This window comes from Bacteroides sp. OF04-15BH (assembly GCF_003477995.1).
Classification (GTDB): Bacteria; Bacteroidota; Bacteroidia; order Bacteroidales; family Bacteroidaceae; genus Paraprevotella.
Genome location: NZ_QUEM01000023.1, coordinates 1 through 21,204 on the forward strand (window position 1 = coordinate 1; position 21,204 = coordinate 21,204).

20 protein-coding genes are annotated in these 21,204 nt (G+C 45.2%); 7 read left to right on the plus strand and 13 right to left on the minus strand.

Features of this window, described 5'->3' with window-relative positions; genetic code table 11:
• Window positions 1-473 precede the first annotated feature (473 nt).
• From DXA74_RS10755 to DXA74_RS10775, 5 genes are all read right to left on the minus strand, one after another.
• Window positions 474-2,153, minus strand: coding sequence for an alpha-amylase family glycosyl hydrolase (locus tag DXA74_RS10755; protein WP_118527463.1), 1,680 nt, complete (start codon window positions 2,151-2,153; stop codon window positions 474-476).
• 72 nt (window positions 2,154-2,225) lie between these two features.
• Window positions 2,226-3,119, minus strand: a complete 894-nt coding sequence (fabD, locus tag DXA74_RS10760) for an ACP S-malonyltransferase (protein WP_118527465.1) — start codon at window positions 3,117-3,119, stop codon at window positions 2,226-2,228.
• 201 nt (window positions 3,120-3,320) lie between these two features.
• Window positions 3,321-4,142 carry a bifunctional hydroxymethylpyrimidine kinase/phosphomethylpyrimidine kinase gene (gene thiD, locus DXA74_RS10765; protein ID WP_118527467.1) on the minus strand — a complete coding sequence of 274 codons (822 nt, stop codon included), beginning with the start codon at window positions 4,140-4,142 and terminating at the stop codon, window positions 3,321-3,323.
• A 26-nt stretch (window positions 4,143-4,168) separates the two neighbouring features.
• Complete coding sequence (locus DXA74_RS10770; RefSeq protein ID WP_118527469.1) at window positions 4,169-5,362, minus strand: Gfo/Idh/MocA family protein; 1,194 nt, start codon at window positions 5,360-5,362, stop codon at window positions 4,169-4,171.
• A 207-nt stretch (window positions 5,363-5,569) separates the two neighbouring features.
• Window positions 5,570-7,126: a sulfatase gene (locus DXA74_RS10775; RefSeq protein WP_233550517.1), complete on the minus strand. Its 1,557-nt coding sequence runs from the start codon at window positions 7,124-7,126 to the stop codon at window positions 5,570-5,572.
• A 281-nt stretch (window positions 7,127-7,407) separates the two neighbouring features.
• Between DXA74_RS10775 and DXA74_RS10780 the strand changes: the two genes are divergently transcribed.
• The 3 genes from DXA74_RS10780 to DXA74_RS10790 are packed head-to-tail and all read left to right on the plus strand — an operon-like array spanning window position 7,408 to window position 10,680.
• Window positions 7,408-8,469: a mannose-1-phosphate guanylyltransferase gene (locus DXA74_RS10780; protein WP_118527471.1), complete on the plus strand. Its 1,062-nt coding sequence runs from the start codon at window positions 7,408-7,410 to the stop codon at window positions 8,467-8,469.
• A 14-nt stretch (window positions 8,470-8,483) separates the two neighbouring features.
• Window positions 8,484-9,566, plus strand: coding sequence for a GDP-mannose 4,6-dehydratase (gmd, locus tag DXA74_RS10785; RefSeq protein ID WP_118527473.1), 1,083 nt, complete (start codon window positions 8,484-8,486; stop codon window positions 9,564-9,566).
• Window positions 9,567-9,579: 13 nt separating this feature from the next.
• Window positions 9,580-10,680 carry a GDP-L-fucose synthase gene (locus DXA74_RS10790; protein ID WP_118527475.1) on the plus strand — a complete coding sequence of 367 codons (1,101 nt, stop codon included), beginning with the start codon at window positions 9,580-9,582 and terminating at the stop codon, window positions 10,678-10,680.
• Between the two features lie 70 nt (window positions 10,681-10,750).
• Here the strand turns inward: DXA74_RS10790 and DXA74_RS10795 are convergent, their stop codons facing one another.
• The 8 genes from DXA74_RS10795 to DXA74_RS10830 all read right to left on the minus strand — a co-directional run bounded on the left by DXA74_RS10795 (window position 10,751) and on the right by DXA74_RS10830 (window position 17,850).
• A complete protein-coding gene (locus DXA74_RS10795) occupies window positions 10,751-10,987 on the minus strand; it encodes a YecH family metal-binding protein (protein ID WP_118527477.1) in 237 nt (78 codons plus the stop codon).
• A gap of 21 nt (window positions 10,988-11,008) precedes the next feature.
• Window positions 11,009-11,833: a DUF3298 and DUF4163 domain-containing protein gene (locus tag DXA74_RS10800; RefSeq protein WP_158576059.1), complete on the minus strand. Its 825-nt coding sequence runs from the start codon at window positions 11,831-11,833 to the stop codon at window positions 11,009-11,011.
• A gap of 235 nt (window positions 11,834-12,068) precedes the next feature.
• Window positions 12,069-12,506, minus strand: coding sequence for a ribose 5-phosphate isomerase B (gene rpiB / locus DXA74_RS10805; protein ID WP_118527550.1), 438 nt, complete (start codon window positions 12,504-12,506; stop codon window positions 12,069-12,071).
• Window positions 12,507-12,511: 5 nt separating this feature from the next.
• Entirely contained in the window at window positions 12,512-14,527 is a 2,016-nt protein-coding gene (locus DXA74_RS10810; RefSeq protein WP_118527481.1) for a transketolase, read from the minus strand.
• Window positions 14,528-14,569: 42 nt separating this feature from the next.
• The gene (locus DXA74_RS10815) at window positions 14,570-15,229 is read right to left on the minus strand and encodes a hypothetical protein (RefSeq protein WP_118527483.1); all 660 of its coding nucleotides are present in this window, start codon (window positions 15,227-15,229) and stop codon (window positions 14,570-14,572) included.
• A 135-nt stretch (window positions 15,230-15,364) separates the two neighbouring features.
• Entirely contained in the window at window positions 15,365-16,177 is an 813-nt protein-coding gene (locus DXA74_RS10820) for a hypothetical protein (protein ID WP_118527485.1), read from the minus strand.
• 90 nt (window positions 16,178-16,267) lie between these two features.
• Window positions 16,268-16,921, minus strand: coding sequence for a DUF4923 family protein (locus DXA74_RS10825; protein ID WP_118527487.1), 654 nt, complete (start codon window positions 16,919-16,921; stop codon window positions 16,268-16,270).
• Window positions 16,922-16,941: 20 nt separating this feature from the next.
• Window positions 16,942-17,850: an RluA family pseudouridine synthase gene (locus tag DXA74_RS10830; RefSeq protein WP_118527488.1), complete on the minus strand. Its 909-nt coding sequence runs from the start codon at window positions 17,848-17,850 to the stop codon at window positions 16,942-16,944.
• A gap of 176 nt (window positions 17,851-18,026) precedes the next feature.
• Between DXA74_RS10830 and DXA74_RS10835 the strand changes: the two genes are divergently transcribed.
• From DXA74_RS10835 to DXA74_RS10850, 4 genes are all read left to right on the plus strand, one after another.
• Complete coding sequence (locus tag DXA74_RS10835) at window positions 18,027-18,704, plus strand: hypothetical protein (protein ID WP_147401090.1); 678 nt, start codon at window positions 18,027-18,029, stop codon at window positions 18,702-18,704.
• 276 nt (window positions 18,705-18,980) lie between these two features.
• A complete protein-coding gene (locus DXA74_RS10840) occupies window positions 18,981-20,057 on the plus strand; it encodes a sensor histidine kinase (protein WP_147401091.1) in 1,077 nt (358 codons plus the stop codon).
• Window positions 20,054-20,767, plus strand: a complete 714-nt coding sequence (locus DXA74_RS10845) for a LytTR family DNA-binding domain-containing protein (RefSeq protein ID WP_118527494.1) — start codon at window positions 20,054-20,056, stop codon at window positions 20,765-20,767. The genes DXA74_RS10840 and DXA74_RS10845 overlap by 4 nt, the downstream gene beginning before the upstream one ends.
• A 47-nt stretch (window positions 20,768-20,814) precedes the next feature.
• Window positions 20,815-21,198 carry a DUF6515 family protein gene (locus tag DXA74_RS10850; protein WP_118527496.1) on the plus strand — a complete coding sequence of 128 codons (384 nt, stop codon included), beginning with the start codon at window positions 20,815-20,817 and terminating at the stop codon, window positions 21,196-21,198.
• The last annotated feature ends 6 nt before the right edge of the window (window positions 21,199-21,204 follow it).

Here is a 21,204-nt window from a genome sequence, read left to right on the forward strand (position 1 = left end):
CCGTGGGAGAGTAGGTAGCCGCCACTTTTAAATGATGAATCCCTTCAGAGAGCAATCTCCGGAGGGATTCTTTTTTGTATCTATCCTATATAATGAGTCGCTATCGAGAAGCATTATTTCATACTCCCAAGTCTTCAAGTCTTTTTAGTAGAGAAGAGTATATACCTCTGCATCGAATTGTGATGCGATTTTCTTTAGTTCTTTCAGAATTCTCAAAATTCGAAGGAAAGCTTTATTTCTTCAGAAAACTGAACTTTTAGTCAAGTTTTGCAATAGATATAAGACTATGGTTGTGCATTAGTGAAACGTAAGAAGAAAGTTATGATCTTTATAGATGTTTCACTCAGAGACAAATGAAAATACAGTTTGTGGCGTTTGCGTGTATAAAAAAACTGTATTCAACCAGCTTGAAAGAAATAACCACTCTTTGAAGCGATTGAATACAGCTTGAAATATTAATCGTTTTCCGATTGTTATAGAACGAATTTCAAAATACAGCCTCCATAAGCTGGAACCTGAACAGGAACGAATGAATCTGGCAGGAGGTCTACTTCGGACTTTTCTCCTGAAATCAGATCTTTTGTTGCACATTTCTCTACCGGTGTTAATTTGTAGAATTCAAAGACATGGGCAGGAATGTTGACTTTAAGTTCCTGTGCAGAACCACTGAAGTTGGCAACTACAAGCAAAAGGTTGTTTTTATATCTGCGAAGGAATGTAAAGCAGTTGTATACATCGAAATGATGCGGAGCCTGAACATACATCAAATCATAGAAATCGCCTTCACACAAGGCCTTTTCCTTATTGCAGAGTGTCAGTACATTCTGATAGAATGTGTACAGTTCCTTTTCATCGGCAGACATGTATTTCAGGGACATGCTTCCCTTTCTCCAGCGTCTAATCGTATCCACACTCCAGTAATCGAAGATCGTAGTACGTCCGTCACGTCCGCTGAATCCTTCCTGATCCATTCCCTTCTCGCCGAATTCCTGTCCGAAATAAATCATCATCGGATTGTTGCGCATGCAGGCAGAGACCATCAAAGGAGCTTTTCCTTTTCGTGCATCACCGGCAAAGAAATCAGAAGCAATGCGCTGCTCGTCGTGATTTTCGAGAAAATTCAGCATGTGATTCTGAATATCATCAACCTGTTGCCAGCAGGAAGTGATGTTGCCGGCTGAGGTGAATCCGCTACTTACGGCACGTAACGTGTCATACAGGCCTACCTTATCATATAAATAGTCAAAATGTCCTTGGAAGATATAGTTACGGTATTCTGCCGGATTGTAGACTTCTGCAATGAAAATAATGGAAGGATGCAGTGCCTTAACCTGAGGAATAGCCCATCCCCAGAACTCTACCGGAACCATTTCGGCCATGTCACAACGGAAACCATCAATGCCTTTGGCTGCCCAGAAGCAAAGAATATCCAGCATCTTTTTCCAGGTGTCGGGAATTGGATCGAAGCAGCAGGTGTGCCCGTTACAGTAATCTACACCATAGTTCAGCTTGATGGTTTCATACCAGTCGTTCTGTCCCGGCCATGCAGAGAAGACATCATTTCCAGTAGCTTTGGCCGGACTTTCCTGATAGTCTTTCGGAGATACATTGAGATTATCCAGATGTAACGGTTCACCAGGGATATAATAGAAATTATTTTGCGGATCGAAGCCCTTGCCCTTATTGTCACGTGCTCCCAAGTCTTCAACTCCTTCGGGCTTCTGGTCGGAATGATACTGTCGTGCCACATGATTGGGTACAAAATCGATAATCATCTTCAAACCAGCCTTGTGGGTACGGTTGACGAGATTCTCGAATTCCTTCATACGGTGTTCCACTTTCACGGCCAGATCAGGATCTACATCGTAGTAATCCTTGATAGCATAAGGCGAACCGGCCTTACCTTTAACAACTGCCGGATGATCCTTCTGAATGCCGTAAGCGCTGTAATCGGTTTGCGTGGCATGTTCGATAATTCCCGTGTACCAAATGTGTGTTGCTCCCAGATGTTTGATTTCATCCAGTGCTTTTGCCGTAAAATCAGCCATCTTGCCACATCCGTTTTCTTTTATGCTTCCATTATTCTGGAGTGTTGTTGTCTTGTTTCCAAAAAGTCGGGTAAAGACCTGATATATAATTATCTTCTGGCTCATAGTATTTTATTTAGAATAAACGAAAAAGGCATCTTCCGCTTTAATTACGAAAGATGCCCGTATTGATTTTGATTATAAGATTCCGTGAACAGAAACGTCCTGACCTTTCGCAATTTTGCCGATCATTCCTTGCAAAGCCTTTCCCGGACCACACTCGGTGAAGTCATTGGCACCGGCTGCAATCATATTCTGCACCTCCTGAGTCCATTTTACAGAAGCTGTAAGCTGGGCAATCAGGTTAGCCTTGATTTCTTCCGGTTCTACGTGTGCCTGAGCATCTACATTCTGATAAACGGCGCATTTAGGTTTGCTGAAACTTATTGCCTCGATAGCAGCCTGCAGTTCTTCTTTGGCCGGCTGCATCAGAGGAGAGTGGAACGCACCGCCTACGGCCAGAACCAAAGCACGTTTGGCACCAGCTTCCTTCAGTTTGGCACATGCCGCATTAACTGCGTCAATGTTTCCACTGATTACCAGCTGTCCCGGGCAATTATAGTTAGCCGGAACTACAATGTTTCCTTCAGAACTTACTTCACTGCATACCTGTTCGATAGTAGCATCGTCCAAACCAACAATGGCAGCCATGGTTGAAGGAGCCATCTCACAAGCTTTCTGCATGGCCTGAGCACGGGCATAAACCAACTTCAAACCATCTTCAAAGCTCAACGCTCCAGCTGCAACCAGAGCAGAAAGCTCACCTAATGAATGTCCGGCAACCATATCCGGTGCGAAAGCCTCGCCCATGCAAAGAGCAGAGATTACTGAATGCAAAAATACAGCAGGCTGTGTTACTTTTGTCTGTTTCAGTTCTTCGTCGGTTCCGCTGAACATGATGTCAGTGATGCGGAAGCCTAATATCTCGTTTGCTTTTTCAAAAAGTTCTTTGGCCAGTGGGTTGTTCTCATACAAGTCTTTGCCCATTCCCACAAATTGGGCTCCCTGTCCGGGAAAAACAAATGCTTTCATTGTGTGATATGTTTTTGATTAATATTCCTGCGGGCAAAGTTACTAATAAAAAGTGAGATTTAGAAAAATGTAGTCAGGTTATTGGAGTTTTATGGTCTGAATAGCATCTGGCTGAAGATGTATTATTAAAAAGATAAGCATACAAAAGTGATATCTTCAAATACTCAAAAAGAAAGTATTGGAACCGGGAAAAGAGCAAGGCTATTTTATAATGGCCTTGTGGGGATTAAAGAAGTGGTTCAGCGGTCCATGTCCGTGGCCAAACTGGATGTCAGCGCCCGCTTTTAATGCTTCTGTCAAGAAAGCCTTACCGTATTGAATTGCCTCAGACAAAGGAAAGCCCTGTGCAATATAAGTGGCAATAGCAGAAGAAAGAGTGCATCCTGTGCCGTGTGTATTGGCTGTTATGATCTGTTTCTCGGAAAAACTGATGGAAGACAAAGAGGTGTTCTCAGAAAAAAGTATATCTTTCATTTCACCGTCAGTGCGATGGCCTCCTTTGATCAATACATTCTGACAACCCATCCGGAGGAGCTTTTCGGCAGCTTTCTGTAACGAGCTTTCATCGGTGATGGAGACACCGCTCAATATTTGGGCTTCGGGCAAGTTGGGAGTGAGCAAATAACACAAGGGAATCAGTTCTTGCGTGATTTGCTGCAATGCTTCGGGACTAGCCAGAGGATATCCGGAGCTCGACACCAGTACCGGATCAAAAACAATGGGTGTTTGTTTTATCGGTTCCAGTTCCCGACAGATGGCCTGAATAATCGCGGCATCGGTTACCATTCCTATTTTAACGGCATCAGGTTGTGCATCGGTTCTGACAGTACTGATCTGTTGGCCTACAATATCGGCCGGGACAGGATGTACGGCCGATACGCCACAAGTATTCTGCACGGTTACGGCTGTAATTACCGAAGATGCATAGCCCCCCAGAGCCGATATCGTCTTGATGTCGGCCTGAATACCGGCGCCGCCACTACAGTCGGATCCGGCAATGGTCATTACGTGTACGTATTTCATGAATGGTAAGTCAGACAGAAAGAATATTATTTATGAAACTGGAATCCGGGAATCAGTTGCCAGCGTCCGCGGGTGAAATCCGGGATCTCTATCGGTTGTCCGCCCAAGGCTGCCGACTGGGCACTTAATTGCGTGATGCAAGACCATTCGGCTGCATCATACACATCCATATCCAGAGGCAATCCGTTCCGCAGACAATAGATCAGGCGTCGGTCCATAATATAGTTCATTTCATTGGTTGCTCCGGCAGCCTTACCTTCTTCGCCCAATGTTGCCGACAGAGGATGCTGATACTTTTTCAAGAAAAAGTCTGCATTCTTTTCTTCCGGCATTTCGTCCAGACAGACACAGGGCACTGGATATTTCTGTGTAAAGCCTTTGGTTCCACATGTGGTCTGCAAACGGCTGTACGGGCGTGGTGTGAACACATCGTACTGCAACAAAATAGAAACTCCCTTTTCCGTACGGATCAGCGTATTGTTAATCATCGGGCTTCCTTTTTCCGTTTTGCCCGGCATGGAAACCAGATACTTCAGACGGTCTCCGCGATGGATATTCAGCAGTTGGGCAATTGGGCCCAAACCGTGAGTCGGGTAGGGATTTCCCTGAAAGCCCTGGCAATATTCTGCCATCCATCCATTGAAATATCCTCCGTTGGCGGTATCCGCATGGTAGCGTTCACGTAAATCATGAATATAAGCTCCCTCGCAATGAGTAATGTCTCCCAGCATGCCGCTTTGAGCCATGCGGAGTGTCATCAGGGCGAAAGGGTCGTAGCAACAGTTCTCCAGCATAAAGCAATGCCGTTGTGTCTGTTCTGCTGTTTCCACAATATTCCAGCAGTCCTCCACCGTCATGGCCAGCGGCACTTCCACGGCCACATGCTTTCCCTGTTCCATAGCCTCTATGGCCATGGAAGCATGCGTATTCCAATCGGTGCAGATATAAATCAGATCTATATCCGGGATGCGACAGACCTTACGCCAGTCCTCATCTCCGGTAAACATTTTGCAGTTGCTGTGTACAGAATTACTGATTACTTCGTGTGCTTTGCTGATGTTATCCGGATTCAGATCGCAGATTGCAGTAATCTTGACTCCATTCTGTATCATGTAACGCTTCAATGTAGCCAGTCCACGGTTGCCCATGCCGATAAAGGCCATACGCACTTCCGGAATGGCATCACAACGCAGATTCAATACATGATTTATGCTATTCATCTTTCTGTTTGCTAGTTTTCCATGACACAAAAATAGTATAAAATACTGAACCGACCAATATCTGAAAAGGATAATCGCGATAGAAAACCGGTATTGCTGTCAAGCCGGAGTCATTGGATACGGAGAAAAACAGGAAAAAGGTTTTATCAGCTCATCTCTGAGTCCGATAAAACCTTTTTATGCAAATCAGGGAATAATCAGAAAGAATTAAAGTTCATCCGGATAAGGAATCAGCTCTCCGGTTTTCTTCATCGACGGTCTTTGAGCGTCGCGTTCGCGCAGATAATCAGAAAGTTCTTTTGACAGTTTCTTCACGATTTCCGGATGCTCTGCTGCCAGATCATTCTGTTCGCCGATATCTTCCTTCACATTATATAATCGGCATGTCTGAGTCTCCCAGGTATAAATCAAATGATAGTCCCCCTTCAGGATGGCAGAGTATGCGCCATAACCCTCTTCCTTATTTTGAGTTTCTCCCCAAAGGTTCGGGAAATGCCAAACCAAAGAACGGTCGCGTTTGGATTTGCCGGCTTTGAGTGCCTTGACAAAGCTCACACCGTCAATCGTCTGATAAGTCTTGTATTTCTTGATGCCTGCCATTTCCAGAATGGTCGGATAGAAATCTTCAATGAGCACTCTCTGATTGTTGATGGTGTTTCCTTTGGTCACTCCCGGCCAGTATACCATCATCGGTTCGCGCACGCCCCCCATAAAGGCAGAACCCTTTCCGGCACGGGCCGGATAATTCTGATCACGGTTTTCCTTGCCTTGACGCACATTGTTCAGGCCCTGACCTCCATTGTCGGACATAAAGAGAATAATGGTGTTTTGGGCAACTTCCGGCTGGCTTTCCAGAAAATCCAGAATATCTCCCAGACTCTTGTCCATACCTTCTACAAGAGCAGCGTAGCGGGCTTCGTTTTCATTTATCGGAGCCTTAAGCTGCTCATCATATTTGCCCCGGTAATTTCCTGAGAAGCGTTTGTCCTCATCATACGGACTATGTACTGCGTAGTGAGACATATATAAATAGAACGGGCGATCCATTTTAATGGTTTTCTGCATTTCTGCAATTGCTTCCAGAGTAAGTGCTTCTGTCAGGAAAATGTCCTGTCCGTAATATTTTTCCAGACCGTGTACGGCAAAGCGGGAACCTTCACCGAAATTACGGGTTCCCAGATAACTTCCCGGAGCACCGTTGGCGTCGCCGGCAATGTTTACGTCAAAGCCCATGTTGTGAGGGTTGGCGCCCGGAGTAGTTCGGGCTCCGAAATGAGCCTTTCCGCAATGAATTGTGCGGTATCCGTTGTTCTTCAATACCTGAGGAAGTGCTGTAATGGCGGTAGAATTATTGATCTTGCCGGCACAACTGTCCGGCTGGATTCCGTTGAAGTTCCATTCCGGAAGATCAATCACATTGCTCGTTTCATCTGTTTTCTGATTCAGTTCCAGGGTCCAGTTCGTAACCCGATGACGCGAAGCGTTCATTCCCGACATCAGACTGCAACGGGTGGGCGATGAGATGGCACAGGCGTAAGCTTCGGTAAAGCGTACTCCCATCTGTGCCAGACGCTCCATGTTGGGAGTGTGGAAACGGTTGTTCAGGTTTGTCTTCTCATTATTGTAAAAAGGAACAGAAGTGTCCTGCCATCCCATATCATCTACCAGAAACATGATGATGTTCGGCTGCGAGTTTTTTTCTGCGCAGACCGGAACAGAAGCTGCCATCGTGGCAGTCAAAAAAGCCGTAAGATATTTGTACATTGGTAAAAAGATTTATATAAGAAATACATTTCGATAGGACAAAAGTAATCAAAAACAGCTGTTTTTGCAAAAAATAGAGCCATTTCTGTGAGGAATGAAAGGAATTCCTCTGTCAGACATCCACAACACAAGCGCGCGGTGATTTTCCTGTTTTCTTCCTGTCAGACAAGCTTTTTCCGAATAACTTTTGTCTATAAATATATTTTTATAGGCTAAACGGTTTTTATTTTAAATAAATACATTAAATTTGTGGATTATAACCAACGTAAAATTGAGAAAATATGGCTGATCAGAATAATCATTTAGTAATTATGGCCGGAGGAATCGGTAGTCGCTTCTGGCCGATGAGTACACCGGAGAAACCCAAACAGTTTATTGACGTATTGGGTTGTGGTCGCACACTGCTGCAGTTGACCGTTGACCGTTTCAAGGGAATCTGCAATGCAGAAAACATTTGGGTAGTTACCTCTGCCAGCTATGTAGATCTTGTACGGGAGCAGTTGCCCGAGATTCCGGAAGAGAATATTCTGAAGGAACCTTGCCGCCGCAATACGGCTCCGTGCATTGCGTATGTCAGCTGGCGCATCAAGTCGAAATGCCCTCATGCCAATATTGTGGTATCTCCAAGCGATCACATTGTGATGAACCCCACTGAGTTTCAGAGAGTGATTCAGTCTTGTCTGGGATTTGTCGGCGAGTCGGATGCCATCATTACCCTGGGTATGAAGCCTAACCGTCCGGAAACAGGATATGGTTATATTCAGGCCGATCTTTCTGCTTCTTCTGTCCGTAATAAAGAAGTGTTCCGTGTGGATTCTTTCCGCGAGAAACCGGATTTGAAGACAGCCGAGAAATATATTCAGAAAAACAACTACTTCTGGAATGCCGGAATCTTTATCTGGAATGTAAGCACTATTGTCAATGCATTCCGCGTTTACCAGCCGGCCATTTCAGAGATTTTCGAGAGCATGCTTCCTTATTATGGCACTCCGAAGGAGCAGGAAGTCATAGACGAGAAATTCCCTCTGTGCGAAAATATCTCTGTGGACTATGCCATTATGGAAAAGGTGGAAGAAATCTTTGTGTTCCCGGCCAACTTTGGTTGGAGTGATCTGGGTACCTGGGGATCTCTTCAGGAACATGTGGCTCACGATGCTTATGGAAATGCCTGCATCGGCAACAATATCAAGGTTTACGATACCCACAATTGTATGATTCACACCACTCAGGAAAAGAAAGTGGTTGTGCAGGGACTGGACGGATACATTGTTGCAGAAAAAGACGATACACTGCTGATTTGCAAACTTTCTGAAGAACAGAGAATCAAGCAATTCAGTGAATAAAATATAAAATAATCATGGAAAAGAAAGTAGCTTTAATAACCGGTATTACCGGACAGGACGGTTCTTATCTGGCCGAATTCCTGCTGTCAAAGGGATATGAGGTACACGGAGTTTTGCGCCGCTCCTCTTCGTTCAACACAGAGCGCATCGAGCATTTGTATCTGGACGAGTGGGTACGCGACATGAAAAAGGCGCGACTGATTGAACTGCATTGGGGTGATGTGACCGATACCAGTTCTCTGGTGCGTATCATCCGTCAGTGCCAGCCTACGGAAATCTATAACCTGGCAGCACAGAGCCATGTAAAGGTGAGCTTTGATGTTCCGGAATTTACCGCAGAAACCGATGCGATTGGAGTTTTGCGTCTGCTCGAAGCAGTACGTATTCTGGGCATGGAAAAGAAATGCCGCATCTATCAGGCATCTACCTCAGAGCTCTTTGGTAAGGTACAGGAGAAGCCACAAAAGGAAACCACACCTTTCTATCCTCGTTCACCGTATGCTGTGGCCAAGCAATATGGTTTCTGGATTGTAAAGAACTATCGTGAAAGCTACGGAATGTATTGCTGCAACGGTATTCTGTTCAATCACGAAAGCGAGCGTCGCGGCGAGAATTTTGTGACCCGTAAGATTACTCTGGCGGCAACACGCATTGTGCAGGGTTATCAGGACAAACTGTATTTGGGAAATCTGAATGCCATGCGCGACTGGGGATATGCCAAGGATTATGTAGAGTGCATGTGGCTGATGCTTCAGCAGGACGAACCGGATGATTTCGTAATTGCTACCGGTGAATACCATTCCGTACGTGAATTTACCGAGTTGGCCTTCAAGGCATGTGGCATTGAACTCCGTTGGGAGGGAGAAGGTGTCCATGAGAAGGGTATTGACGTAGCAACCGGGCGTGTTCTTGTAGAGGTTGATCCGAAATATTTCCGTCCTTGTGAGGTTGAGGAACTCTTGGGAGATCCGACAAAGGCCAAGACCGTATTGGGCTGGAATCCGAGAAAGACCACTTTCGAGGACTTGGTACGCATTATGGTAGAATCCGACATGAAGTATGTCCGCAAACTGCATTTGCAGGATAAGATGGATTAAGAAGCAGGGAATTATGATAGACTTGAATGCAAAAATCTACGTAGCCGGTCATCATGGTCTGGTAGGTTCGGCTATCTGGAATAATCTGAAGCAAAGAGGTTATACCAATCTTGTAGGACGCACGCATCAGGAACTCGACCTGATGGACCCAGTGGCCGTCAAACAGTTTTTTGACGAGGAGCAGCCTGAATATGTAGTTCTGGCAGCAGCTCATGTAGGTGGCATCATGGCCAACAGCCTGTATCGTGCCGACTTCATTTACAATAATCTTCAGATTCAGCAGAATGTTATTGGAGAAAGTTTCCGTCATCAGGTCAAGAAACTGCTTTTCCTGGGCAGCACCTGTATCTACCCCGGCAATGCTCCGCAGCCGATGACTGAAGATGTGCTCCTGACTTCACCGTTGGAATATACCAACGAGCCTTATGCCATAGCCAAGATTGCCGGTCTGAAGATGTGCGAAAGCTTCAATCTTCAATACGGAACCAACTATATCGCTGTCATGCCGACCAATCTGTATGGTCCGAACGACAATTTCCATTTGGAGAACAGCCACGTGCTGCCGGCCATGATCCGTAAGATTCATCTGGCCAAATGCCTGCATACTCAGGACTGGGATGCTGTCCGTAAGGATTTGAACCTGCGTCCGGTTGAAGGAGTTTCCGGCGAAGCAACTCAGGAAGATATTCTCCAGATTCTGGATAAGTATGGCATTACGCCTACAGAAGTCCGTCTGTGGGGTACCGGCAAGCCGATGCGCGAGTTCCTGTGGAGTGAAGAGATGGCCGATGCCAGTGTGCACGTGCTACTTCATGTCGATTTCAAGGACACTTACGATCCCTCGGAAAAGAACATCCGCAATTGTCATATCAATGTGGGAACAGGAAAGGAAATCTCTATCCGCGAAGTTGCAGAACTGATTGTTCGCACAGTGGGTTATCAGGGACAACTGCATTGGGACAGTTCGAAACCGGACGGAACCTTGCGCAAGCTTACCGATGTAAGCAAGCTGCATCAGTTAGGATGGCATCACACCATTGAAATTGATGAAGGAGTCAGCAAACTCTATGATTGGTATTTGCAGGGAATCTGCATCAATCACCAGACAAAATAAGGTTATTATAAGAAAAGGACGCATTCCAAAACTCCTATACAGGATTCAGGAATGCGTCCTTTTTTATGAATCAATGATGATTACACCGCTTTGTTTCATCAAAAGCAAATCCCTCTTCTTGAGGTTTGAATTTGCCCTTCTGCTTTAAGAAGGCAATCAGCTCATCGGCATTCATGTCTTCTGCCGAGCAAGTATAAAACAAGGTATCCTCACCAAAATTCTCTAAAATCTCTTTTTTCAGAAGTTCCTCCGTATAGGTCTTTGTACCCATCATATTCAGAACCTCATGTGCATGCAGTTTCTTCATTGAATGTTTTTTGTTCAAAAATTATTTTTCGTCTAACAGTTCCTTGGCCGACGTTGTAAGCAACGGTTTCACTTCACTATAAGGAAGCGTAAAAGTAGGCATTCCGCTGGCATAAGGAGCAATTTCATACTGTTGATATACAAATCGTATGCCATCTTTCAACATTACTGGAGGAGTTTCCGGCAACGGAAGCAGGAAAGCATCGTCCGGATTCAGCAGGAAGTTTTTCAAGTCCTCTTCTCGGTCAATCTCGAAATATTGCATGACTCCCTTTTTAAGCAGGTCTCTCAACGCATATTTGTTTTCCTCGCTAAACATATTGTTCCAGCCAAATTCTCTTCCGTCTTCTTTTCTGAAAGTCTGCTGGCTGATTACAGACGAGCCGTGTGCTCCGCCTTCAAAGCGGTAAGAGTTAATGGAAAGAGACACAAACTTGCCGTTATCCGCCAATACAGAGAACGTATTCTCCCAGACACACTCAATCGGAGCCCCCATGGAAGCAAACTCCTTAATGGTCTGAATGGAGGAATCCGCCCAACTTTTCTGATAAAAGTTCAGAATGGAATCCGTATTCTGTGCATCCTTTATGGTGTAGATGCCTCCCAGCCGTTCGTTGATCCATTCATTGGTTATGCGCTTCAGCTGCTTGTTGTCTGTAGCTAGAAGGCTTCCGGTCATGGAACAATTCAGGTGATTGTGATCTACAGAGTCCGCATAGACCATATTGATGCTGACGGTATCGGACTGGGTAGCCGTTTCCGTTCCTTTATTCTCTTGACGCTCACAGGCGGTTGCCGTCATCAGCAAAGCCATCACTGCTGCGGAATAGAAAAAACTCTTTTTCATAAAATCCCAATTTAGTGTTTGCGATAAAGGTAGTAAAAAAGCAGCATACTCCAAGCAGATAAACTTAGAAAAGAAGTCAAGAAAGCAGCATGTAGAGTTATTTTTCCAAAAGATGACACAAGGAATCCTTGTCAGAAACAGAAAGGAGTCCGACATGAAGCCGAACTCCTTTCTCTCACCGGATGATTCACCGGTTTATATTCCTTAGTAAATTCCTAAAAGGAAAAAGACCTGTTTACTTCTTTACCGGAATCTTGTCGATACGAGCCTGATGACGTCCGCCCTCAAACTCCGTATTCAGGAAAGCATCCATAATCTGGCGTGCTTCCTCATGGCTGACAAATCTTCCCGGCATTACCAGTACGTTGGCATTATTGTGCTGGCGGCAGAGCTTTGCGATTTCCTCTTTCCAGCACAAACCGGCACGGATACCCTGATGCTTGTTCAGAGTCATGCTGATACCTTCGCCGCTGCCACAGATCGCGATACCCGGATAGCAGGTTCCTGCTTCAACAGCCTCTGCCAAAGGGTGGGCAAAGTCAGGATAATCACAACTTGCCTCGCTGTAAGTACCGAAATCCTGGAACTCGATACCTTTCTCCTGCAAGTAAGTCTTCACAAATTCTTTCAGTTCAAAGCCGGCATGATCAGAAGCCAGGCCAATAGTCTTTATTTCCATTAGAACATTGCTTTTACTTGGTTATACACATTTTCTGCGGTGAAGCCCAGCTTCTCGTCGAGCACCTTGTAAGGAGCAGAGTAACCGAAGCTTTCCAGTCCGAATACCTTACCGTTGTAGCCAACGAGTCCCTGCAAGGTAACAGGCAGACCGGCAGTCAGACCGAAGATCTTGGCACCGTTCGGCAGAATGCTTTCCTGATATTCGGCGCTCTGTGAGCGGAACAGTCCTTCTGACGGACAGCTTACGACACGTACCTTCAGACCGTCCTTACGCAACAGTTCGGCACCGGCAACCAAAGTAGCCACCTCTGAACCTGAAGCCACCAGAATGACATCCGGATTCTCATCAGATCCCTTCACGATGTAAGCACCGTATTTAGCCTGGCTGTAATCATTGCCTTCCGGCAACATCGGTACATCCTGACGAGACAGGATCAAACCGGTAGGAGAGTCAGTGTTCTCCATTGCCAGACGCCAGCAAACTGTAGTTTCTTCCACATCGGCCGGACGGAGAACCAGCATGGAATTCTTTCCAGAGTGGTTCTTCATCTTCTCCAGCAAACGAACCTGAGCTTCCTGCTCAACCGGTTCGTGAGTAGGTCCGTCTTCACCCACACGGAACGCATCGTGAGTCCAGATGAACTTGATTGGCAATTCCATCAAGGCAGCCATACGGATGGCCGGTTTCATATAGTCAGAGAATACGAAGAAAGTACCGCAGCTAGAGATGACACCGCCGTGCAGCATCATACCCATGCATACACAAGCCATAGTCAGCTCGGCAACACCAGCCTGCAGGAATGCACCGCTGAAGTCACCCTTCATGAAGATCTGAGTCTTCTTCAGGAAGCCGTCAGTCTTGTCAGAGTTACACAGGTCGGCAGATGAGCAAGTCATATTCTTGACTGTTTCAGCCAGAACGCCCAAAACTACGGCCGAACCAGCGCGAGTCGGTCCGTTAGGCTTCTGCTGGATGCTGTCCCAGTCGATTGCCGGAATCTTTCCGTCGAACCAATCCTGCTGCATCTGAGCCTTTTCCGGATTTGCTGCAGCCCATGCCTTTTCTTCGGCATAACGGCCGGCCATGATGATTTTCAGTTCTTCGGCACGCTTTGCGTAAAGCTCTTTCACCTCATCGAAAATCACAAACGGATTCTCCAGGTCACCGCCCAGGTTCAGGATCGTGTTCTTGTATGCATCACCACCGAGCGGAGCACCGTGAGTCTTGCAGCTGCGTTCGTAAGAAGAGTTGTCTGCCTGACGTGCTCCCTTACCCATGATGCAGCGACCGATGATCAGGGTAGGGCGCTCAGTCTCCGATTTAGCCTCTTTCAGGGCTGCACGGATTTCGTTGCAGTCGTTACCGTTAATCTCGATTACGTGCCATCCCCAAGAACGGTATTTCATGGCTGTGTCCTCAGACATAACCTCAGCAGTCTCGGTAGAAAGCTGGATGTCGTTGGCATCGTAGAACATCACCAGGTTGCCCAGACCCAAGTGTCCGGCCAGACGTCCGCCGCCCTGTGAGATTTCCTCCTGCACGCCACCGTCGGAGATGTACGCATAAATAGTTTCTTTTTCGAAAACAGGGTTACCGGTACGAGCAGCCAGGAATTTGGCAGCGATAGCGGCACCAATCGCATAGACATGTCCCTGTCCCAGAGGACCGGAAGAGTTCTCAATTCCGCGGGTGATGTCCACCTCAGGATGTCCCGGAGTAGGTGAGCCCCACTGGCGTAATTGTTTCAGTTCCTCCATGGTGAACTTGCCGGTAAGCGCCAGTTCAGCGTAAAGCATCGGCGACATGTGACCCGGATCAAGATAGAACCGGTCTCGGCCAGCCCATGTCGGATTTTCTGGATCATATTCCATAAATTCGGAATAGAGCACATTGATGAAATCTGCGCCACCCATAGCACCACCGGGATGACCAGACTTAGCTTTTTCGACCATTGCTACAGACAGGATTCTGATATTGTCGGCAGCGCGGTTCATAACCTTAATATCGTTCATTTCAAATAAAATTATATTAGATGTGATTGTTATACTTATATATTATAATTTGAAGATAATTCTTGATTTTCGGTATAGTTCCGGATTGAAGGTATAAAGATGTGCTCCCCGTTTGGAGGAAGTCTTATCTATGAGTTCCGTCTGCTGGATGTAATACATTTCGCACACGCGTTTCCGGAAGTTTCGCTTGTCTACCGGGCTGTTCAGAATCAGTTCATACAGATGCTGAAGCTGGCTCAGTGTAAAGAGTTTGGGCAGCAGATAGAATGCTATGGGGCGGATGCTGATTTTGCGCCGTATTCTTTTCAGTGCGGTTTCCACCTGCATTTTCTGTTCGCCGTTCAGGTTTGTTTCCGACAGGGTGACCCAATGAAACGAATCCGTCCCGCTGATTCCCGGTTGCAGGTTGTCGCATTGTGTCAGCACGTAATACATGATCGTGAGTTTCGGTACCTCGTGAAGCGGGTCCGACACATCGCTCGCACCGATCTGCTTGATGTAATAATCGTTTTTCTGCAAGAGGCTGTCGGCTACAGCACAAGCTGTTCCATAAAGAGTTGCTTCTGGCTGCAAAGGTTTCTGGGGGAAGCAAAACTTGCCTCCGTTTCCGTTTTGCACCAGCAGTTTGAGTTCATTGTCTTTGTAGCCAAAGAACAGGCAACACACAGACACCTGATATAATGTTGAATTGCTTGAAGGCATAGAACCCGTTTTTATGAAAATCAATTTGTTTGCTTTTGCAAAGTTACAACTTAAATTCATAGAAACATAAGGATTTCCTTGCTTTTTTGGAAAAAAGTGTATGCCATACACTAAAATCAGGCGTTTTTTCAGGATTTATCGTCTCAGCACGATATTTTTTATTCTGAAATCACTGTTCAGGATGGTGGTCAGCGAGATGTCTACCGGCTGTATGCTGTCGGCCTGATGCTCGGCATAAGTGAATCCCACGCTGGCCTCGTAGAGTGTCACCTCGTTGATATACTTCTTGCGTATTGTTGTCTGGGTGATATTCGTGATAGAACGGTAGTTGTCGAACAGGTATTTCATCAGAGCCGAGTCCGAAAGCACCACACCGTTCTGTTTCAGGCTGTCGTAGTGGCTGCTGAGTCCGTGGTCGATGGCTTCTTTCAGGCGGTTCATGATACGGTTTACCTCTGCCAGTTCGCCCTCGGTCAGCACGGTCCGTTCTATTTTCTTTTTCTCTTCAGTAGCTTCCTTGACATAACGGCCGTTGGGATGCTGTTTCAGATAAGCCACGAAGGCATCGAGCGAACGCAATTCCTGTGCTTCGTTCCAGTCCAACGAATCAATCATGCGGTCGCACTCATAGCTCAGCGGTGACTGCGGATAGCGCTTGGCAAAGTCGCGGTAGTCTTGCACATTTCCAAATTTTCTCAGGAAATCCCATTCCTTGTGTATGTTCCGGATCTGTGTACGCCGCAAGTCCAGCATATCCTGATACTTGCTGTCGGGAAAATCGCTGGTAAAGCGGTTTATTTCCTCTTCGGAGTAGGAAGTCAGGGCTATCTGGTAACGGTTGTATTCCTCAAGTTTCTCCTGCTGCTCGTCCACATAAGCCACTCCCGCCACAGCAATGCCAGCCACAGACAGTATTGCCCACATCCAGGGCATGTATTTCTTGATCATAGAAAGCAAATAGTCTGTTCACGCATTCTGCCGACAGGCACAAGGATGCCCGCCGGCAGAATGATGAAATAATGCTGAAAAAATTCTTTTTTATTTAGCCAGGTTCATACCGACCTTGATTCCGTCGTATGAGCCCAACAGAGAAGAGATTGTCTTGATGCTGGTGTTTGAAGTCTTGGCACTGATCATGTTCACCAGATCCAGCAGTTTGTCTGCATCATAAAGAACGCTGATGCTTCCGTCGCTGTTCTTCACCACATAACCTTCTGTCTTTACCAGTCCTACGGTTCCGGTAACGGTCAGCTTGCCGGTTGTCTGGTCAAACTCATAAGTTCCGGCAATGGCACGGTCGCCCATAGCATAGTTGCAGGTTCCGTCCTCGGCAAAGGTGATGCTTGATGCTCCCTTCTGGATACCGATTTTGCTGAAGGTGTCGTCAATCTTGCTTTCTACAGATGATGCGATAAACTCGCCACCGGCCTGCTTCAGCAGATTTTCTGATTCAAACTTGCACGAAGCTCCATTGTACTTCCAGGTGCCCACCAGCTGTTCCTGTGAAATCTGGTTGTTTTGGCCCAGGATAGAACCCAGCACAGCTCCCAGAATACCGCCGGCAGTTGAAGTCTGTGTGTTGCTTGTGTTGTTAGTTACTGTGTTTGTCGTACCCACACCCGGCATACCGCAGCTGCTCATCAGGGCAGAAAGTGCCAGGAATGAAAAAACATGCAAAAAATTCAATTTCATAATTAAAAGTTTTAAAAGTCCTATTTTTTCTCTGAGAATAAGTTCATGAATGCTGTTGGGAATGGAGTTTCAAAGTCCATAAATTCGCCGGTACGCGGATGCGTAAAGTTCAGGCGGTAGGCATGCAGGGCCAGTCGTCCGATCGGGTTGCGTCCGTTGCCATATTTCACATCACCGGCCACAGGGTGTCCCAAATCGCTCATGTGCACACGAATCTGGTTCTTGCGTCCGGTCTCCAGCTTCAGCTCCACCAATGAGAAGTCATCGTTGGCCTTCAGACGGTGATAATGCGTCACGGCGTACTTACCGCCGTTGTCTGTAGGGCTGGAGTAGGTGATAAAGGCCTTATTGTCCTTCAGCCAGGAAGTCACGGTGCCGCCTTCCTGCTCCATCTTGCCGCAAAGCACGGCGATGTAGCGGCGGTCGCTCACAATCGAATGCCAGTGCTCTTCCAGAATCTGCTGGATTTCTATGTTCTTAGCATAGATCATCAGTCCCGAAGTGTCGCGGTCCAGACGGTGTACCACATGAGCGGTACATTTGAAATGACGTTTCTTGAAATACTCGTCGAGGATGGTCTTCACGCAGAACTGGTTGGCAGCCGATGCCATAGACAGGATTCCGATGCTCTTTTCAATCACGATGAGGTCTTTGTCCTCATAAACGATTTTTACGAACTTGCTGTTCAGCTCTGTGCTGCGCTTGTGACGGCTCACACGCACCACCATGCCCGGTTTGAGTTCATAATTATATAAGGTAGTCATTTTTCGGTTTACGCTGACACCATGACCGGCCAAAATGGCTTTCACCTTGTTTCGGCTGATTCCCGACATTTCTTTCATCAGGAAATCCATCAGAGTTGCCGGTTCCTTTACATAAAACTCCATATACTTTGTAGCCGCATAGGCAGCGCCCGATTTATTTCTCATAACTTGTTTTGCTCTATTTTATATAATTCGCTGCAAAGATAGGAAATAAAATTGAATGATTCGTATTCCTTTTTGAATAATCCTGAATGAAAATGTGCTACTTTTTCAGAAACGGCCGAAAGGAGAAGAAAGATTTTCAATATATTTACGGGGGATAATTGAAATACATGAAGGTTATGCGAAAAGATTTGTTTTGTTTGTTGCTCTGTTCTTTCTGTGCCTTGCCGCAGTTGAAGGCGCAGGACATAGATTTTCCGCTTTCCCGGAGAGAAATAGAAAAATATGAGTCAAGATTTAAGCTTTGCCGTCAGGCAGATGTCGCAATCACTCATCCGGATGCCTACTTGCTTCGAACATCAAAGGCCGTCTATCCCGATACGGTGAAAATAATAAATCTGTCCATCATCAATCGTAATGCTCCGCCGACAGAACCTCAGTATCCCTGGCTCATGGTTTGGGAAAAAGGAAAGTGGGTCCGTTTTCCATTTAAACCGAATATAAGTTTTACAGGAATAGGGCATTTGCTGACCCAAGGGAAAACTTTTCCGGAAGAGATTCATTTGTCCGCATATCAGAATCCGCTTCAGTCCGGAAAACGTTATCAGGCCAACATTTATGTCTCTACCGATTTGGACACCTATTGCATTCTGGACGGGCAAAAAATCCGTCCGGTTTCCGGCACGGAGCACAAAGAAGCGTTCACGTTTCGTGTTCTGGAATCGGCAGATGATTCGCTCCGCATCCTGTTTGAGAATCACACGAATCTGACTGTAGTTCCGCTCTTTTTCCCAAGTGTGGGTTCGGATGAAGAATACATGTTGCACCCCCTTAAAATACAAAATGTCAGAATGTAAGTTTCTGCCCTAAGGCACTCGCTGAGATTTCATTTTTCAAATCCGCTATACGTTGCGGACTTGAAAAATGAAATCTCAGCTTCTTATAACGTGTAATATTCAGATAACTGGAAAAACCTAAAAATCCCGATTGGGCGTTTGTCCGTCTGTAACTTCTAGAATTCATTAGTTGCAGTAGAACTTATTTGGTATTCTGTTGATAAAATCCTGCTTTCTGTAGAGTATAGTTTGAGGACTTTATACAAACGAATAAATTTGCGGAAAATTAAAAAGGATATGAAGAATACAGCATTAATTGATAAAATTGACGGACATATTATAGAAACTGCCATTTACGCATTGTTATGGTCAGTATTCTTTTTGTTTCCGATCCTGATCATCGGATGGAACGGTAATCTGAGATGGGAGAGAGTGATCTTGGAATGGGTTAGGCTTGTTCCGTTCCTATTTTTTTTCATGATACATAACTGTTTGCTGCTTCCTGTCTTTCTGATGAAGAAGAGATATCTGATGTACGGATGCGGCCTGATATTCACGATAGTTTTGGTGATCATGCTTTTTCCGGTTTGCAGGGAAATTCACGTTCTCATACTTCCGGATAAAGCCTTCCATGTTATTTCCGGTATCGGATCGCAAAAGATGCCTGTCACATCCGGAGTACGGAATTTGTCAGATAAAATTCTATTCATGATTTTAATTATGGCTTTCAATCTGTTGCTAAAATATTTTTTTATACAGCAACAGAAACTCAGATTGGAAGAAACTAAAAGTAGAGAGGCCATTCAAACAGAACTGAATTTCCTGAAAAACCAGATCAGTCCGCACTTTTTCATGAATACTTTGAACAATATTCATGCGCTGATAGATTATGATCCATATGTCGCGAAAGAAACTGTCATTTCTCTCTCACGAATGATGAGACATATATTATATGATTCACAGTCAAATAGAGTTCCTATAAGGAAAGAGATGGATTTCATCAGGAGCTATGTGGAACTGATGAGACTGAAGACTTCTGAAAAGGTTGAAATATCATGCAATATTCCGGAACTTCTACCCGACAAGAATATCCCTCCTCTTATATTTACCTCATTGATAGAGAATGCCTTCAAGCACGGTGTTAGTCTGAAGGAGAAGAGTTATATTCACATAGATTTCCTTTTCCCAGATACAGATCAGTTTTCGTGCTATATTGTCAACAGCAATCATTCCGCAAAAAATTGCGACTCACATAAAGGCATAGGATTGGAGAATACCAAACGTCGCCTGGATATAGAATTTCCATCAGCTTACAGACTTGATATAAATAACTCCGAAAAGGAATATACAGTAATTCTAACCATACCGATATGATAAGATGTATAGCAATAGACGATGAACCTCATGCACTCAGACAGTTGTCAGAATACATTGAGGCCGTACCGTATCTTTCTTTGGAAGGTGCTTTTGAAAGCGCTTTGGATGCTTGCAGTTTTTTGCAGCACAATGCCATAGATTTGATATATGTTGATATCAATATGCCAGATATCAATGGAATCGACTTCGTGAAGTCGTTGTCACAAAAAATAAAGATTGTGTTTATTACGGCACACAGTGAGTTTGCATACGAAGGATTTCAGCTTGATGCTGCCGACTATCTGCTGAAGCCTATTAGCTTTACAGACTTTCTGAAATCAGCCAACAAGGTGAACGATAGATATTTTCAGCAGAATAGCAGCCTGCCGGAAATCCATCAGAACAGGGATTATCTTTTTATAAAATCAGAATACCGTGTTGTACGCATAAACTTCAAGGATATAAAATATATTGAAAGTAAACGCGAGTATGTAAAGATATATCTTGAAGGTAACGAGCCGATAACCTCTCTGATGAGTATCAAGAAACTGGAAGAAGCCTTACCAGATCATCTATTCATGCGTGTCCACCGTTCCTTTATCGTCAATCTGGAAAAGATTACAGTTGTGGAGCGTAACAGAATCATTTTCGACAACAAGGTATATATACCCATCAGCGAAAATTATGGAGAAAAGTTTCAGGAATATATGGAGAAGGGATTTGTATGATTCTGTTTACATCCAAGACTGTTGAATATTCTAATTAAAGTAGCTTTATGAAAGTTTTTGCATTATTGATGTGTATTGCGTTCCTGTTTTCCGGTTGCAGTACAACAGTAAAGGCCGTTCCGGCAAGAGAAAGACGTGTAGTATTGGTTAAACGGTATCGCCACAGACACAAAATCCCCAGAAGGGTTGTCATCTATTATAAGGATACCCCTTATCTGTATGCAAACGGGGTGTACTATAAATCTGTGGATAAGAACTATGAAGTGATAAAGCCAGAAATCGGAATGGTTGTACCTGAATTGCCGAGAGAAGGAGTGACCAGAATGAAGATTAAGGGTGAAATCCTTTTTGCTTATGACCATGTATTGTATAAAAAAATCCCTACATCAAATGGAGTGCAGTTTGAAGTTCAGGGATTTATTAATGAATAGTATAGA

Excerpts from the sequence above, each read along its gene's own strand:
- DXA74_RS10755 (WP_118527463.1), bottom strand. The coding sequence starts at position 2,153 with ATGAGCCAGAAGATAATTATATATCAGGTCTTTACCCGACTTTTTGGA.
- fabD (WP_118527465.1), bottom strand. The coding sequence starts at position 3,119 with ATGAAAGCATTTGTTTTTCCCGGACAGGGAGCCCAATTTGTGGGAATG.
- thiD (WP_118527467.1), bottom strand. The coding sequence starts at position 4,142 with ATGAAATACGTACACGTAATGACCATTGCCGGATCCGACTGTAGTGGC.
- DXA74_RS10770 (WP_118527469.1), bottom strand. The coding sequence starts at position 5,362 with ATGAATAGCATAAATCATGTATTGAATCTGCGTTGTGATGCCATTCCG.
- DXA74_RS10775 (WP_233550517.1), bottom strand. The coding sequence starts at position 7,126 with ATGTACAAATATCTTACGGCTTTTTTGACTGCCACGATGGCAGCTTCT.
- DXA74_RS10780 (WP_118527471.1), top strand. The coding sequence starts at position 7,408 with ATGGCTGATCAGAATAATCATTTAGTAATTATGGCCGGAGGAATCGGT.
- gmd (WP_118527473.1), top strand. The coding sequence starts at position 8,484 with ATGGAAAAGAAAGTAGCTTTAATAACCGGTATTACCGGACAGGACGGT.
- DXA74_RS10790 (WP_118527475.1), top strand. The coding sequence starts at position 9,580 with ATGATAGACTTGAATGCAAAAATCTACGTAGCCGGTCATCATGGTCTG.
- DXA74_RS10795 (WP_118527477.1), bottom strand. The coding sequence starts at position 10,987 with ATGAAGAAACTGCATGCACATGAGGTTCTGAATATGATGGGTACAAAG.
- DXA74_RS10800 (WP_158576059.1), bottom strand. The coding sequence starts at position 11,833 with ATGAAAAAGAGTTTTTTCTATTCCGCAGCAGTGATGGCTTTGCTGATG.
- DXA74_RS10810 (WP_118527481.1), bottom strand. The coding sequence starts at position 14,527 with ATGAACGATATTAAGGTTATGAACCGCGCTGCCGACAATATCAGAATC.
- DXA74_RS10815 (WP_118527483.1), bottom strand. The coding sequence starts at position 15,229 with ATGCCTTCAAGCAATTCAACATTATATCAGGTGTCTGTGTGTTGCCTG.
- DXA74_RS10820 (WP_118527485.1), bottom strand. The coding sequence starts at position 16,177 with ATGATCAAGAAATACATGCCCTGGATGTGGGCAATACTGTCTGTGGCT.
- DXA74_RS10825 (WP_118527487.1), bottom strand. The coding sequence starts at position 16,921 with ATGAAATTGAATTTTTTGCATGTTTTTTCATTCCTGGCACTTTCTGCC.
- DXA74_RS10830 (WP_118527488.1), bottom strand. The coding sequence starts at position 17,850 with ATGAGAAATAAATCGGGCGCTGCCTATGCGGCTACAAAGTATATGGAG.
- DXA74_RS10835 (WP_147401090.1), top strand. The coding sequence starts at position 18,027 with ATGCGAAAAGATTTGTTTTGTTTGTTGCTCTGTTCTTTCTGTGCCTTG.
- DXA74_RS10840 (WP_147401091.1), top strand. The coding sequence starts at position 18,981 with ATGAAGAATACAGCATTAATTGATAAAATTGACGGACATATTATAGAA.
- DXA74_RS10845 (WP_118527494.1), top strand. The coding sequence starts at position 20,054 with ATGATAAGATGTATAGCAATAGACGATGAACCTCATGCACTCAGACAG.
- DXA74_RS10850 (WP_118527496.1), top strand. The coding sequence starts at position 20,815 with ATGAAAGTTTTTGCATTATTGATGTGTATTGCGTTCCTGTTTTCCGGT.